At 59.4% G+C, this 13418-nt stretch carries 18 protein-coding genes; 10 read left to right on the top strand and 8 right to left on the bottom strand.

What is annotated here, in order from left to right; genetic code table 11:
- The first annotated feature begins 18 nt into the window (after window positions 1-18).
- Window positions 19-1428 (top strand): ATP-dependent RNA helicase DbpA, encoded by a 1410-nt coding sequence (gene dbpA / locus B9Z33_RS05705; RefSeq protein ID WP_108285948.1) that lies wholly within the window; start codon window positions 19-21, stop codon window positions 1426-1428.
- A gap of 218 nt (window positions 1429-1646) precedes the next feature.
- Here the strand turns inward: dbpA and ybeY are convergent, their stop codons facing one another.
- Together ybeY and B9Z33_RS05715 are read right to left on the bottom strand one after the other, a co-directional pair.
- The gene (gene ybeY, locus B9Z33_RS05710; protein WP_108285949.1) at window positions 1647-2102 is read right to left on the bottom strand and encodes an rRNA maturation RNase YbeY; all 456 of its coding nucleotides are present in this window, start codon (window positions 2100-2102) and stop codon (window positions 1647-1649) included.
- A 21-nt stretch (window positions 2103-2123) separates the two neighbouring features.
- The gene (locus B9Z33_RS05715; protein WP_108285950.1) at window positions 2124-3104 is read right to left on the bottom strand and encodes a PhoH family protein; all 981 of its coding nucleotides are present in this window, start codon (window positions 3102-3104) and stop codon (window positions 2124-2126) included.
- A 94-nt stretch (window positions 3105-3198) separates the two neighbouring features.
- Here B9Z33_RS05715 and ruvA point away from each other — a divergent pair, with 94 nt between their 5' ends.
- From ruvA to B9Z33_RS15515, 4 genes are all read left to right on the top strand, one after another.
- Complete coding sequence (ruvA, locus tag B9Z33_RS05720) at window positions 3199-3774, top strand: Holliday junction branch migration protein RuvA (RefSeq protein ID WP_108285951.1); 576 nt, start codon at window positions 3199-3201, stop codon at window positions 3772-3774.
- Window positions 3775-3788: 14 nt separating this feature from the next.
- Window positions 3789-4841 (top strand): Holliday junction branch migration DNA helicase RuvB, encoded by a 1053-nt coding sequence (ruvB, locus tag B9Z33_RS05725; protein ID WP_108285952.1) that lies wholly within the window; start codon window positions 3789-3791, stop codon window positions 4839-4841.
- A gap of 3 nt (window positions 4842-4844) precedes the next feature.
- A complete protein-coding gene (locus B9Z33_RS15510) occupies window positions 4845-6407 on the top strand; it encodes a caspase family protein (RefSeq protein ID WP_158270179.1) in 1563 nt (520 codons plus the stop codon).
- Between the two features lie 91 nt (window positions 6408-6498).
- Window positions 6499-6666 carry a hypothetical protein gene (locus tag B9Z33_RS15515; RefSeq protein WP_158270180.1) on the top strand — a complete coding sequence of 56 codons (168 nt, stop codon included), beginning with the start codon at window positions 6499-6501 and terminating at the stop codon, window positions 6664-6666.
- Window positions 6667-6750: 84 nt separating this feature from the next.
- On the opposite strand, the gene B9Z33_RS05735 is transcribed toward B9Z33_RS15515, so the two are convergent.
- The 6 genes from B9Z33_RS05735 to B9Z33_RS05760 are packed head-to-tail and all read right to left on the bottom strand — an operon-like array spanning window position 6751 to window position 10523.
- Window positions 6751-7395 (bottom strand): histidine phosphatase family protein, encoded by a 645-nt coding sequence (locus B9Z33_RS05735; RefSeq protein WP_108285953.1) that lies wholly within the window; start codon window positions 7393-7395, stop codon window positions 6751-6753.
- 12 nt (window positions 7396-7407) lie between these two features.
- Complete coding sequence (locus B9Z33_RS05740; protein WP_233252736.1) at window positions 7408-8028, bottom strand: DUF4136 domain-containing protein; 621 nt, start codon at window positions 8026-8028, stop codon at window positions 7408-7410.
- Window positions 8029-8048: 20 nt separating this feature from the next.
- The gene (gene ttcA, locus B9Z33_RS05745; protein WP_108285954.1) at window positions 8049-8987 is read right to left on the bottom strand and encodes a tRNA 2-thiocytidine(32) synthetase TtcA; all 939 of its coding nucleotides are present in this window, start codon (window positions 8985-8987) and stop codon (window positions 8049-8051) included.
- A gap of 2 nt (window positions 8988-8989) precedes the next feature.
- On the bottom strand, window positions 8990-9361 hold the full coding sequence (locus tag B9Z33_RS05750; RefSeq protein ID WP_108285955.1) for a dihydroneopterin aldolase: 372 nt from the start codon (window positions 9359-9361) through the stop codon (window positions 8990-8992).
- The gene (locus B9Z33_RS05755; protein WP_108285956.1) at window positions 9358-9753 is read right to left on the bottom strand and encodes a dihydroneopterin aldolase; all 396 of its coding nucleotides are present in this window, start codon (window positions 9751-9753) and stop codon (window positions 9358-9360) included. The genes B9Z33_RS05750 and B9Z33_RS05755 overlap by 4 nt, the downstream gene beginning before the upstream one ends.
- Window positions 9750-10523, bottom strand: coding sequence for an SDR family oxidoreductase (locus B9Z33_RS05760; RefSeq protein WP_108285957.1), 774 nt, complete (start codon window positions 10521-10523; stop codon window positions 9750-9752). Before B9Z33_RS05760 ends, B9Z33_RS05755 begins: the two co-directional genes overlap by 4 nt.
- 129 nt (window positions 10524-10652) lie before the next feature.
- Here B9Z33_RS05760 and B9Z33_RS05765 point away from each other — a divergent pair, with 129 nt between their 5' ends.
- The 5 genes from B9Z33_RS05765 (at window position 10653) to trxC (ending at window position 13378) form a co-directional block, all read left to right on the top strand.
- Entirely contained in the window at window positions 10653-11756 is a 1104-nt protein-coding gene (locus B9Z33_RS05765; protein ID WP_233252737.1) for a class I SAM-dependent methyltransferase, read from the top strand.
- A 25-nt stretch (window positions 11757-11781) separates the two neighbouring features.
- On the top strand, window positions 11782-11976 hold the full coding sequence (locus tag B9Z33_RS05770; protein WP_108285959.1) for a DUF2905 domain-containing protein: 195 nt from the start codon (window positions 11782-11784) through the stop codon (window positions 11974-11976).
- 381 nt (window positions 11977-12357) lie between these two features.
- Window positions 12358-12573 carry a hypothetical protein gene (locus B9Z33_RS05775; RefSeq protein WP_231624533.1) on the top strand — a complete coding sequence of 72 codons (216 nt, stop codon included), beginning with the start codon at window positions 12358-12360 and terminating at the stop codon, window positions 12571-12573.
- A gap of 14 nt (window positions 12574-12587) precedes the next feature.
- Window positions 12588-12848 (top strand): translation initiation factor IF-1, encoded by a 261-nt coding sequence (gene infA, locus B9Z33_RS05780; RefSeq protein ID WP_019426546.1) that lies wholly within the window; start codon window positions 12588-12590, stop codon window positions 12846-12848.
- Window positions 12849-12931: 83 nt separating this feature from the next.
- Complete coding sequence (gene trxC / locus B9Z33_RS05785; RefSeq protein WP_108285960.1) at window positions 12932-13378, top strand: thioredoxin TrxC; 447 nt, start codon at window positions 12932-12934, stop codon at window positions 13376-13378.
- The last annotated feature ends 40 nt before the right edge of the window (window positions 13379-13418 follow it).

Genomic DNA, 13418 nt, shown 5'->3' on the forward strand with positions numbered 1-13418 from the left:
GAGAACGATAATCCCCGGATGACTGCAACTTCTCCCGCCGCGACATCGACTCGCTTTGATCAGCTCGCGCTGGCCCCCGCCACGCTCCAAAACCTCGAACAACTGGGCTACACCCAGATGACGCCTATCCAGGCGGCCAGCTTGCCACTCACGTTGGCAGGGCAGGACCTGATTGCCCAGGCCAGCACCGGCAGCGGCAAAACAGCCGCCTTTGGCTTGCCCCTGATCGAGCGCTTGCAAAGCGCCGGTTCACCCAGCGCCGCCATTCAAGCCGTGATCCTGTGCCCCACGCGCGAACTGGCCGACCAGGTGACGCAGGAAATTCGCCGTCTGGCCCGTGCCCGGCAAAACGTGAAAGTTGTCACCCTGTGCGGCGGCGTGGCTTTGAGAGGCCAGACGGTGAGCCTGGAGCACGGTGCCGATGTGGTGGTGGGCACGCCCGGCCGCATCCTGGATCACCTGGAACGCGGCTCGCTGAGTTTGGCGGGCGTGAACACCCTGGTGCTGGACGAAGCCGACCGCATGCTGGACATGGGCTTTTTTGACGACATCGCCAAAGTGGTGCGCCAGTGCGCCAAAGATCGCCAGACCCTGTTGTTTTCGGCCACTTACCCTGAAGGCATTGCCAAGCTGGCGTCGCAGTTCATGCGTGCGCCCCAGACCGTCAAGGTCGAGGCCCAGCACAGCGCGCACAAAATTCGCCAAATTTATTACGAAGTGAGCGAAAGCCAGCGGCTGGACGCTGTGTCCAAACTGTTGGCGCACTTCCGCCCTGAGCGGACGCTGGCGTTTTGCAACACCAAGCAGCAGTGCCGCGACCTGGTGGCGGTTTTGCAGGCCCAGGGCTACAGCGCGCTGGCGCTGTTTGGCGAGCTGGAGCAGCGCGAGCGCGACCAAGTGCTGGTTCAGTTTGCCAACCGCAGCTGCTCGGTGCTGGTGGCCACCGATGTGGCCTCGCGCGGGCTGGATGTGGAAGGGCTCGAAGCGGTGATCAACGTGGACGTGACGCCCGATGCAGAAATCCACATCCACCGCATTGGCCGCACCGGCCGTGGCGATGCCGAAGGTCTGGCCTTGACGCTGGCCAGCATGGACGAGATGGGCTCGGTCGGCAAGATCGAGGTGATGCAGGGCCGTGAATCGAAGTGGGAGCCCTTGTCTGGTCTGACCCCAGCCGCAGGCGGACCATTGCAGCCCCCCATGCGCACCCTGCAAATTGTGGGCGGACGGAAGGAAAAAATCCGCGCTGGCGATGTGATGGGTGCGCTGGCGGGCGAATGCGGTCTGACCCGTGAGCAGGTCGGCAAGATCAATGTGAACGAATTTTCGACCTATGTCGCGGTACAGGCTGCATTGGCCAAAAAAGTCGAGGTGCAGTTGTCACACGGCAAGATCAAGGGCAAGAGTGTGAAGGTTCGGTTGCTCTGATTTTTTTCTGAGAGCGGTGAATGGGGCGATGCGGCGGGCGCCTCATGACGGGGTACCGAAAATCGGCGCCCGCCGCATCGCCCCATTCACCTAGGTGGTCTTGAAAAAAATCAGCGTGCTTCAGAGCACAACGGTTTCGGTTTGGGTAGGGCCGGGTGACGATTTTCGGTACCCCGTCATGAGGAATCCGGCCCTACCCAAACCGGAACCTCACACAGTCACAGGTAAGGGTTCTTCAACCCCAACCCCGCCAAGATCGCAACTTCGTAGGCCTCCATCTCCTCAGCATCGGCCGTGCTGGTCTCGTGGTCCCAGCCCTGCGCGTGAAGGGTGCCGTGCACCAACAAATGCGCGTAATGCGCGGCCAAAGTCTTGCCTTGTTCTTTGGCTTCGCGGGCCACCACCGGAGCACACAGCACCAGATCGGCCATCACCACCGGCTCTTGCGCATAGTCAAAGGTCAGCACGTTGGTGGCGTAATCCTTCTTGCGGTAACTTTTGTTGAGCTCACGCCCCTCGTCCTCACCGACGATGCGGACGGTGATTTCTGCATCGTCCACCAAAGCGTGGCGAATCGCGCGCGTCACCGCATGGCGGGGCAGGGCGGCGCGGTGTCGTGCGGCGTAAGGGATGTCGCCAAATTGCAGGGACAGTTGGAGTTGTTTCAAGGCCATGGGGCGTTCTTCAATCAGGGTTCAATCGTCGGTCGGCAAGGGCTTGCGGCGGGTGGTGATGCCCGCGCGCAGCGCGGCACTGCCTTGTGCGTCGTAGGCGTCCACAATGCGAGCCACCAGCGGGTGGCGCACCACGTCGGCACTCGAAAAGCGCGTGAAGGCAATGCCCTTGACGCGCTTCAACACCCGCTCGGCGTCGATCAGACCGCTCAGTTGCCCCTTGGGCAAGTCAATCTGGCTCACATCGCCTGTGACCACTGCTTTGGCGCCAAAGCCAATGCGGGTCAGGAACATCTTCATTTGTTCGGTGCTGGTGTTTTGTGCTTCGTCCAGAATCACAAAGGCGTTGTTCAGGGTGCGTCCGCGCATGAAAGCCAGCGGCGCGATCTCGATGGCGTTGCGCTCAAAGGCTTTTTGCACCTTGTCGTAGCCCATCAGGTCGTAAAGTGCGTCGTAGAGTGGGCGCAGATACGGGTCGACTTTTTGTGACAGGTCGCCGGGCAAAAAGCCCAGCCGCTCACCGGCTTCCACGGCCGGTCGCGTCAGCACAATGCGCTGCACGCTGGCGCGCTCCAGCGCGTCCACCGCGCAGGCCACAGCCAGATAGGTCTTGCCTGTGCCCGCCGGGCCAATGCCAAAGGTGATGTCGTGGCTGGCAATGCTCTCCAGATAGGCCGCTTGCACGGGGGTGCGGGCCTTCAGGTCGGTGCGGCGGGTTTGCAGGGCGGGCAAGTCTGCCTCTTCGCCTCCGCTGTCGCCCACCAGCATGAGCTGCACCATGTCGGTCGCGATCGGGCGGTCGGCCCGCTCGTAAATCGCTTGCAAAATTTCCATGGCCCGCATGGCCACGGCCTTGGGGCCGTCCACCTTGAACTGTTCGTGGCGGTGTGCAATGCTCACTTGCAAGCCCGCCTCGATGGTGCGCAGGTGCGCGTCCATGGGCCCGCACAGGTGGGACAAGCGGGTATTGTTGTGCGGGATGAAGGTGTGTCTGACGATCAAGGGGATAATCCTGTCCGTGGGTGGTTTCGCTGGGTGATTTGCAAGCCAAGGAGCCCCGATTCTCCTCCATATCCATGCAAACCAAAGGCCCTCCATGATTGGCAAACTCACCGGCATCCTGAGCGACAAAAACCCACCCGAGGTGATCGTGGACTGCCATGGCGTGGGCTACGAGGTCAATGTGCCGATGAGCACTTTTTACAATCTCCCCGCCACCGGCGAAAAAGTCAGTCTGGTCACGCACTTTGTGGTGCGCGAGGACGCGCAAATCCTCTACGGCTTTGCCACCCTGGCCGAGCGTGAAGCCTTTCGCCAGCTCATCAAAATTTCCGGCGTTGGCCCCCGCACTGCTTTAAGCGTGCTGTCGGGCATGAGCGTGTCCGATCTGGCGCAGGCCATCACCACGCAAGAGGTGGGCCGTCTGGTCAAGGTGCCGGGCATCGGCAAAAAGACCGCCGAGCGTTTGCTGCTCGAACTCAAGGGCAAGCTGGGCGGTGACCTGGGCGGCTTGTTTGCCGTGAACAACAGCGACGCGCAAAGCGACATCCAGCAAGCCTTGCTTGCGCTGGGTTACAGCGACAAGGAAGCTGCCGCCGCGCTCAAGAGCTTGCCTGCTGATGTGGGCGTGAGCGAGGGCATCAAGCTGGCGCTCAAAGCCTTGAACAAATGAAGACGAACTGAGCCATGAGCATCCGCACCGACGACTTTGCCCCCCAGCCCGAACCCCGGGTCATTTCTGCGGCCCCTGTGTCCCATCAAGAAGAAGCCATTGAACGCGCCTTGCGCCCCAAGCTGCTCGACGAATACGTGGGCCAGGTCAAGGTGCGCGAGCAGCTGGAGATTTTCATCAGCGCCGCCAAGATGCGCGAAGAGCCGCTGGACCATGTGCTGCTGTTTGGCCCACCGGGTTTGGGCAAGACCACGTTGAGCCACATCATCGCGGCCGAGCTGGGCGTGAACCTGCGCCAGACCAGCGGCCCAGTGCTGGAAAAACCCAAAGACCTGGCGGCGCTGCTCACCAATCTCGAGCGCAACGATGTGCTCTTCATCGACGAGATCCACCGCCTCTCGCCTGTGGTCGAAGAAATTCTCTACCCCGCGTTGGAGGACTACCAGATCGACATCATGATCGGCGAAGGGCCTGCTGCGCGCAGCATCAAGCTCGATTTGCAGCCCTTCACATTGGTGGGTGCGACCACCCGCGCCGGCATGCTGACCAACCCGCTGCGTGACCGTTTTGGCATCGTCTCGCGCCTAGAGTTCTACACGCCCGAGGAACTCTCGCGCATCGTGACGCGCAGCAGCGGCCTGCTCAAGGCCCCGATTGACCCGGAAGGTTCGTTCGAGATCGCCCGCCGCTCACGCGGCACGCCGCGCATTGCCAACCGCCTGCTGCGCCGGGTGCGCGACTATGCCGACGTCAAAGGCGACGGCACCATCCACAAAGGCATTGCGCAAAAAGCCCTGACCATGCTGGATGTGGACCCCGAAGGCTTTGACCTGATGGACCGCAAACTGCTCGAAGCCGTGATCCACCGCTTTGACGGCGGCCCGGTGGGCCTGGACAACATCGCGGCCAGCATTGGCGAAGAGCGCGACACCATCGAGGACGTGATTGAGCCGTATCTGATTCAGCAGGGTTATTTGCAGCGCACCCCACGCGGTCGCATGGCCACGCTGGCAGCGTTCAAGCATTTGGGCGTCACGCCGCCCAAGTCGTTTGGTGAGCGGATTTAAATAATGCGAATTCTTTTTATTTATTTGGTAATTAGTTTACTGCCGATTAGCGCGGTGGCGCAGTTGCAAATGCCTGCTTGCCAGACAGGTTCAGTATTTCATAATTGTTTTGGTGTTATCTTGAGCAATAAGGATACCAAGTACGTAGGGGAGTTCAAGGATGGCAATTTTCACGGCCAAGGAATTTACACCTATGCCGACGGCACCAAGTACGTAGGGGAGTTCAAGGATGGCAATTTTCACGGCCAAGGAACTTACACCTATGCCAATGGCAACAAGTACGTAGGAGAGTTCAAGGACGGTAATTTTCACGGCCAAGGAACATTCACCTTATTCAACGGCAACAAGTATGTAGGCGAGTTCAGAGATGATCGTTTTCACGGCCAAGGAACTTACACCTATGCCAATGGCAACAAGTACGTAGGAGAGTTCAAGGATGGTAACCCTACTCAAGGAATATTGACGTTAAGCAACGGCAGCGAGTACGTAGGAGAGTTCAAGGATAACCAGCCTCACGGGCCAGGCACAAAGATCTATGCCAATGGCAGCAAGTACGTGGGAGCGTTCAAGGACGGCAAGCAGAACGGTCGAGGTACACATACTTGGAAAAACGGCGACAAGTATGTGGGGGAGTTCAAGGACGACGAGCTTAACGGCCAAGGAACTTACTTCTTCACTAATGGCGACAAGGATGAGGGAGAGTTCAAAAGCGGCAAGCTTAACGGGCGAGGTGCAAAGATCTATGCCAATGGCAGCAAGTTCGTTGGGGAGTTCAAGGACGACAAGCAGAACGGCCAGGGGATTAAGTACGACTCAAGCGGCGCGGTGGAATTGCAGGGTCATTGGGAAAACGGAAACTTTGTGCAAGCCGAGCGCAGAGTTGCACTGGTTTTAGGCAATGCTGATTACAAAAACGCCCCACTTGCTAACCCCATTAATGATGCTGTCGACATCTCGGCGACCTTAAAGGGTCTGGGTTTTCAGGTGACCACCGTGCAAAATGCGAACCTCCGAAAAATGCGCGAGGCCACTCGGGGTTTTGAAAGTTCCGTTGCTTCTGCTGATGTTGCGCTAATTTTTTACGCGGGTCATGCTGTAGAAGCTAAAGGCAAAAACTTTGTGATTCCGGTTGACGCTGATGTAGCGCGTGAATATGAACTCGAAGACCAAGCATACGACGCGCAACAGTGGTTGGCTATGCTTGGAGACACCAAGGGAAGAAATACGCAGCGTGTCAATATCGTTATTTTGGACGCTTGCCGTGACAATCCAGTATCGCGCCAATGGCGAAGTTCCATCAGTGGCTTGGGGCGAATGGACGCACCCAGTGGTACATTGCTGGTGTATTCCACTTCGCCTGGCAAGGTGGCATCAGATGGCCCCAAAGGTCAGCGAAACAGCCCGTTCACCAAAAGTCTTTTGCGATCAATACAAACACCCAATTTACCTGTGGAGCAGGTGCTGAAAGATGTACGTCGCAAGGTGATGGCAGAAACTAAAGGCGAACAAATTCCTTGGGAGAACTCCAGTCTGATTGGGGATTTTGTATTCAAACGTCAACCTTGAATTCTAATGATTTCGACGGCTAGCCATTACTATGTCGGGCAAAACGAATGTTTTTCGAGGATGGTTGGTCAGAGCCAGCTAAATTGAAAGCATGCGCAAGAAAATCAAAAACAATCTGAAATCGATTGAAACGATTTACTCCAACAATCTCGACAAGCAAATCCAAAATGGGGAGCATTACTGCCTGCGCAATACGGACTTGCCCATAATCTATGGTTGCAAGAGTTTTGCAGGGGCGACTAAGACAGTCTCTTTTTGATAGTTGAGAGATCAAGCCTCCGCTCGCGAATGCGAAGTTCCCCGAAATGACTGATTCGATTTGAAGGCATGAGCGCTTACAAATTCAGGTAGTCGTTTCATCCTTGCCCAGTGCGTCCAAGTGCGAGGTATCGCCCCAGCCCACCAAGGACAGCCCTTGTGGCGTCCACAGCAGGCGGTTGACGGCTGTGTTGGTCAGTTGCCAAGTGCGTGGGGCTTGCAGGTCGAGCCGGGTGGCGGCGCGGTACAGGATGTCCAAAACACCACCGTGAGCGACCAGCACGATTTGCTGCCCGGTGTGTTGCGCAGCCAGTTCATCGACGGTCTTCAGGATGCGTTCGCGCAGCGCCACCAAAGATTCACCACCGCCAGGAGGTGTCCAATCCGGGACCCGTTTGCGCCATTGAAAGGCATGGTCCGGCAGCTCGGCCTCGATCTCGGCAAAGGTCCGGCCTTGAAACTCGCCAAAGTGCCGCTCGCGCAGACCGCTGTGCGCCGTCACTTGTTGCCCCATGGCCTTTGCAATGGCGCCGGCCGTGGTGTGTGCCCGAGACAGGTCGCTGGCATAAATCGCATTCACTGCGTCACGCTGGGCCAAGGCCTGTGCCAGATGGTCTGCCTGACGCAATCCGGCGTCGTTGAGTGGAATGTCCAGATGCCCCTGAATGCGGGTGGCCACATTCCAGGCGGTTTCTCCGTGGCGAATGGCCAGAATGCGAGTGGCGTCCATGAAATCCTTGGTTCAGCGCGGCAGCTCAATGTTCACCCGGCGCAGGCCTGTGGGTGGGTTGGGAAAGTTGGCCAGTGCGGCCTGAAACAGCGTGGCAAAAATGGTAGTGTTGTCTCGCCAAGGGCCATCGTGCACAGCGCGGGTTTCGTAGACCACTTGGCCTGTTTTCAGGTCCCGCATGATCAGGCTCACCTCCCGGTGGTAATGCGTGGGCGGGGGGAAGCGCATGCCCATGCCCAAGCCGATATGCGGTCCCAAGCCATTGCCCATGTAGACGTTGCCGTAGGGCGTCCAGCCCGGTGGCAGTGGGCGACCCCATGGGTCTGCCAGATACTGGGTGCCAGCAAAACCGACCAACACGCTCAGTTGCGCGCCAGCGTCGTCGCGCACCAAGCCCACGGCGCTCATGGCGGCTTGGGCTTGTTGTTTGGCCAGCCCGGCTTCGGGGTTGTTGACTTGGGACGGCAGGCGCTCAAAGCGGTATTTCGCACCCTGCAGGCTCATGCCGGGCGGCACGGCTGCCACCGACACCACGTCGCTGTCAATGATGCGCATCGAGGCGCAACCGGTCAGCCCACTCAGTGCCAACGCACCCAGCAAACATGCCCAACGCCGCATCGATTTTGTCGTCATCACACACCTCCCTAGAGGGGTTACATCGAGATCACTTGAATGCCGGGCAAGCCGGGTTCGGAAAACGTCTCTTCGTCAAAAGCCTTGTCGCCATCGTCCGACTCGATGCCGGTGATCTTGAGGTCTTTGAAACCGTGCAACTTGGCGTCCATCAAATGCGAGGGCACCACATTTTGCAAGGCCGCAAACATGTTTTCAATGCGGCCGGGGTGCTTCTTTTGCCACTCGCGCAGCATGTTGCCCACTTGCAGGCGTTGCAGGTTTTCCTGGCTGCCACACAGTGTGCACGGGATGATGGGGAACTGTCGGTGCTCTGCCCAACGGATCAGATCGGACTCGGCCACATAGGCCAGCGGGCGGATCACCATGAACTCGCCGTTGTCGCTGACCAGCTTGGGGGGCATGCCCTTGAGCTTGCCGCCAAAGAACATGTTCAAAAAGAAGGTTTGCAACATGTCGTCGCGGTGGTGACCGAGCGCCAACTTGTTGCATTTGAGCTCACGCGCCACGCGGTACAAAATGCCCCGGCGCAGGCGCGAGCACAGGCTGCACATGGTCTTGCCTTCGGGGATCTTGTCTTTCACGATCGAATACGTGTCTTGGGTTTCGATGTGGTACTCCACCCCCAGCTCTTTCAGGTAAGCGGGCAGGATGTGGTCCGGAAAGCCCGGCTGCTTTTGGTCCAGGTTGACCGCGACCAGCTCGAAGTCGACCGGGGCGCGGGCCTTCATCTTGAGCAGGATGTCGAGCATGCCGTAGCTGTCTTTGCCGCCGGACATGCAGACCATGATGCGGTCGCCCGCTTCGATCAGGTTGAAGTCGCTGATGGCCTGGCCCATTTGGCGGCACAGACGTTTTTCGAGCTTGTGGGTTTCGCGCTCGATCTTGACGGCCTTGGCCGCCGCTGCGCTGGCTTCGGCTTCGGCATCCACCCAAGTGTTTTCAGTTGTTGTGTTCATGTTCACCACTGTCCGGTTTCCATGCGAATGGCCACTTCGCAGTCTTCAAAAATTTCAAGTTTGGCAATCTTGACGCGCACGCCCAGCACGCCGGGCAACTGCATCAGGCGGTTCGAGAGTTTGCCGATCAGCGTTTCCAACAGGTTGATGTGCTCGGCCGTGCATTCGTCGATGATGATTTTGCGCACCTTGCGGTAGTCCAGCACATGGTTGATGTCGTCGTCGCTGGGCAGCAGGGGCTGTGTGCCCAGGTTCAGTTCGGCATCGACCTGGATCGGTTGCGGGTCGGTTTTTTCGTGTTCGAGGATGCCCAGGTTGGCGTCAAAGCGCAAACCGGTCAGCTCCAGGGTTTGGTGTCCTGCGGGTGTTTTCATGGCGCGGGTTTGATTTGGAAAATTTCAACCCCGACGGCTTCGCAGTCCGGGTACACATCGGGTTTGCAGCTCGACAGGCGCACCGCCTGCACCTGCGGGTGCGCGATCAGCTCGCGCATCAGGTCGTCGCACAAGGTCTCTTGCAGCACGATGTGGCCCTGGGCCACGCGCCTGGCGATCACCTCGCGGATGAAGTCGTAGTCCACCACTTCGGCCAGATCGTCTTGCGTGGGGGTGGACGCGCTGTAAGGCACGAACAACTCGACGTTGAAGACGATGCGTTGGGGGCCGAGTTTTTCAAAGTCGTGCGCGCCGATGCGCACGTCCACCGTGTGGTTGCGCAAAAACAGGCGGCGGCAGGTCAGGGCCAGTTGGCTGAGAACATCGCTCATGAGTTTGCTTTCGTGTCTGCCAAAAACATCACATCCCGCTCCAGCGGCACCAGATGCTGGCCGTTGTCCACACACACGGTGGTGCCGGTGATGCAGGGGTTTTGCGCCAGAAACAGGCAGGTAGCCGCCACCTGCGCCGGGTCGATCGGCTCGCGCATCAGGTTCACGCGGCTGGCGCGGTCAAAGTTGTCCTGCGTCTGCGGGCCGCTCAAAAACATCAGGCCCGGCGCCACGCCGCACACCCGCAAAGGGGCCAGGGCTTGCGCCTGCAGGGCCACCGAGCGCTCCAGCGCCAGTTTGGACACTGTGTACGAAAAATAGTCCGGGTTCAGGTTGAACACCTTCTGGTCCAGGATGTGGATCACGCTGCGCTGGCCGGGCTTGGCCTGGGGTGCGTTTTGCCGGGCCATGTGCGAGGCCAAGGTCAGCGGGGCGATCAGGTTCACCTCCAGTTGCTGGCGGGCGCCGGGCAAGTCCATCTCGGTGCCGGTGTCGGGCTCGAACAGCGAGGCGTTGTTGACCAGACAATCGAGCGGGCCATGGCTTTGGGTGATCGCAGCCAGCATGCGTTCAACGTCTGAGCTTTGGCCCAAGTCGGCATGGACCAGCTCGACCTCAGCGCCTGTGTTGCGCAGCTCGGTTTGCAGGGCTTGCGCCGCTGATTCAGAGCGTTGGTAATGGCACCACACGCGCCAGCCCGCCGCCGCGAATTGGCGAACGATCTCTGCGCCCAGGCGGTGAGCGCCTCCGGTGACCAGAACTTGTTTCATGAAAGAGGGGCGCAGATGGACTGCGCAGGCACATCAAAGGGTGACAAAGGGCTGAATTATCGGGCAAGCCATGGATTTGGAGCCCGGTGCCCCGGCAAACCCCTGAACACCTTCGGCGACAATCGCCGCGTGACCACGCCGAATCTCATCCCCCCTTCCGAATTGACCCAACGCATCCATCAGGCCATTGCGCAGGCCGGTGGCTGGCTACCGTTTGACCGTTTCATGGCCATGGCTCTGTACGAGCTGGGCTTGGGTTACTACACCAACGCTCTGCAAAAGTTCGGGGCCATGCCTTCTTCGGGCAGCGATTTTGTGACCGCGCCGGGCATGTCCCCGCTGTTTGGCCAAACCCTGGCCGTGCAGGTGCAAGAGGCGCTGCAGGCCACCGGCACCCAAGAGGTGTGGGAGTTCGGTGCCGGAACCGGGGCCCTGGCCTTGCAGCTGCTGGACAGCCTGGGCGATGCGGTGAACCGTTACACGATCATCGATTTGTCGGGCACCTTGCGCGCCCGGCAGGCCGACACCTTGCTGAAATACGCGGGCAAAGTGCGCTGGCTCGACGCCTGGCCCGACGCCATCGAGGGCGTTGTGGTGGGCAACGAGGTGCTGGACGCCATGCCGGTGCAACTCTTACAGCGCACGCAAGGCGTCTGGCACGAGCGCGGGGTGGTCAGTGATGCGGATGGCTTTGCCTGGCAAGACCGCCTGACCGAGCTGCGACCACCGGTGGACATCGAAGGCGAGCAGGACTATTTGACCGAAATCCACCCCCAAGCCGAGGCTTTTGTGGCCAGCCTGGCTGAACGCTTGCTGGCAGGCCAGGGCGGAGCGGCGTTTTTTCTGGACTATGGCTTTCCCGAGGGCGAATACTTTCACCCCCAGCGCCACATGGGCACCGTCATGTGCCACCAGCTGCACCAGGCCGACGACAACCCGCTGGTGGCCGTGGGCCAAAAAGACATCACGGCCCACGTCAATTTCACGGGGGTGGCGCTGGCCGCGCAAAACGCCGGACTCGAGGTGCTGGGTTACACCAGCCAAGCCTGGTTCTTGCTCAACTTGGGTCTGGCCGAGCGCATGGCCCAGGCCAGTCTGGCCGAACGCAGCCAAGCGCAGCGCCTGGTCAATGAGCATGAAATGGGCGAATTGTTCAAAGTGGTCGGGTTCGCCACATCGCCTGATTGGGCGGCGCAGGGCTTTGCCCGGGGCGACCGATCACACCGCCTGTGAGCGGTGCACCAACCAAAGGCAAACCATGCTGCGTTGGCTGATCGTTGTTTTGCTGGCCCTGATCATCTTCAGCGGCCTGCAGCCCTGGTTGCAAAAGCTGGGCTTTGGCCGATTGCCGGGGGATTTCCGGTTTCGGCTGTTCGGGCGCGAGTGGTTCATTCCCATCACCAGCACCTTGCTGCTGAGCATGCTGGCTGCAGCCATCGCCCGGTGGCTGTGAGCCGTCCGTAGGCAACAAAAAGCATCAAAACTGCGAACGTGTTACAGTGCAGCACGCCAATGGCGACTTATGCCCATCTCGCTCTCCCAGAGCCGATAGCGCATCCCGGCAGAGGGATGCCAGTCTTGTCCTCCACTGTGCACATCGCCCGCCATGCTCTTAGACTGAGCTGGCACAGACGATTTTTTGCTTCCTTTTGACGCACCTCTGCACGGTGATGTTCTGTGGCAGACCCCAGGGTCTGCACATCGGGGGCGTTTTTTGGCACCAGGACATGCCAATACCCTAGCCGCTGTAATGCCCCAAGAGGCCAACAAAGCGGCAAGACCCCGTTAGTTAAAATACATGACCATTCATTACTGTTCACACCAACCCATCTCCATGGGAAAATTCCGAATTCAACCGTGCTCCAGGGCTTTGCCCAATGGCGCATTTGGCGCTCAAGTGTCCGTGGCCAGTGGCCGCGGCAGCGCCAGCACCGACCGCGTGATGCGCTTTGTGCCTGAATTTGCAACCCCTGCCGCCGCCAGCCAATACGCCCTCGATGAAGGCATGTTGTGGGTAGAGCGCCAGACCACCAAACCGATCCTGCTTTGAGAAAGACGTTTTAAATGGCTAAAGAAGAACTGATTGAACTGATGGGCGTGGTGAACGAAGTCTTGCCCGATACGCGTTTTCGCGTGACGCTGGACAACGGCCACCAATTGATCGCCTATTCCGCGGGCAAGATGCGCAAGAACCACATCCGCATTCTGGCGGGTGACCGCGTGACGCTGGAACTGTCGCCTTATGACCTGAGCAAAGGCCGCATCAGCTTCCGTCACCTGGCTGGCCGTGCCCCCATGGCACCCCGCCGTCCGCCCGCTCGTTGATCCTCACGTTGACCTGAGTCAACGCGCAAGGCTCTTGAATCGCAGAGCATTGTCCCCAAGTGGTTTTCAACACAGGGGAATTCATGACCGTTTCAGCCGAAGCCTTGCACATTGTTTGTCCGCACTGCCACACCACCAACCGGGTGCGTGTGGCCGACATGCGCAATGCCGCCGATTGCGGACAATGCCACCAAGCCTTGTTTGACGGACACCCGCTGGCGCTGGATGCAGCCAGCTTTGACAAGCACATTGGCCGCAGCCATGTGCCTGTGTTGGTGGATTTTTGGGCGCCCTGGTGCGGCCCCTGCCGCATGATGGCTCCGGCCTATGAGCAAGCTGCCAGCTTGCTGGAGCCCCAAGTGCGCGTGGCCAAACTCAACACCGAAGACGCGCAGGCCATCGCCGCCCGCTTCAACATCCGCAGCATCCCCACACTCGCCTTGTTTGTTGGCGGCAAGGAAGTCGCCCGTCAGGCCGGTGCTTTTCGCACGGCGCAAGACATCGCCGACTGGACCCGTTCGCACCTTTGAGGCTGTCAAGCCGGTCGGAGTCTGCGGCAATGGAGGCTTT

This window comes from Limnohabitans sp. T6-20, assembly GCF_003063505.1.
Taxonomy (GTDB): domain Bacteria; phylum Pseudomonadota; class Gammaproteobacteria; order Burkholderiales; family Burkholderiaceae_C; genus Limnohabitans_A.

Coding starts and splice junctions, on each gene's coding strand:
- B9Z33_RS15515 (WP_158270180.1), top strand. CDS start 6,499: ATGCGCAAGAAAATCAAAAACAATCTGAAATCGATTGAAACGATTTAC.
- B9Z33_RS15510 (WP_158270179.1), top strand. CDS start 4,845: ATGCGAATTCTTTTTATTTATTTGGTAATTAGTTTACTGCCGATTAGC.
- dbpA (WP_108285948.1), top strand. CDS start 19: ATGACTGCAACTTCTCCCGCCGCGACATCGACTCGCTTTGATCAGCTC.
- infA (WP_019426546.1), top strand. CDS start 12,588: ATGGCTAAAGAAGAACTGATTGAACTGATGGGCGTGGTGAACGAAGTC.
- ruvB (WP_108285952.1), top strand. CDS start 3,789: ATGAGCATCCGCACCGACGACTTTGCCCCCCAGCCCGAACCCCGGGTC.
- trxC (WP_108285960.1), top strand. CDS start 12,932: ATGACCGTTTCAGCCGAAGCCTTGCACATTGTTTGTCCGCACTGCCAC.
- ybeY (WP_108285949.1), bottom strand. CDS start 2,102: ATGGCCTTGAAACAACTCCAACTGTCCCTGCAATTTGGCGACATCCCT.
- B9Z33_RS05740 (WP_233252736.1), bottom strand. CDS start 8,028: ATGACGACAAAATCGATGCGGCGTTGGGCATGTTTGCTGGGTGCGTTG.
- B9Z33_RS05750 (WP_108285955.1), bottom strand. CDS start 9,361: ATGAAAACACCCGCAGGACACCAAACCCTGGAGCTGACCGGTTTGCGC.
- B9Z33_RS05735 (WP_108285953.1), bottom strand. CDS start 7,395: ATGGACGCCACTCGCATTCTGGCCATTCGCCACGGAGAAACCGCCTGG.
- B9Z33_RS05760 (WP_108285957.1), bottom strand. CDS start 10,523: ATGAAACAAGTTCTGGTCACCGGAGGCGCTCACCGCCTGGGCGCAGAG.
- B9Z33_RS05755 (WP_108285956.1), bottom strand. CDS start 9,753: ATGAGCGATGTTCTCAGCCAACTGGCCCTGACCTGCCGCCGCCTGTTT.
- B9Z33_RS05775 (WP_231624533.1), top strand. CDS start 12,358: ATGGGAAAATTCCGAATTCAACCGTGCTCCAGGGCTTTGCCCAATGGC.
- B9Z33_RS05770 (WP_108285959.1), top strand. CDS start 11,782: ATGCTGCGTTGGCTGATCGTTGTTTTGCTGGCCCTGATCATCTTCAGC.
- ruvA (WP_108285951.1), top strand. CDS start 3,199: ATGATTGGCAAACTCACCGGCATCCTGAGCGACAAAAACCCACCCGAG.
- ttcA (WP_108285954.1), bottom strand. CDS start 8,987: ATGAACACAACAACTGAAAACACTTGGGTGGATGCCGAAGCCGAAGCC.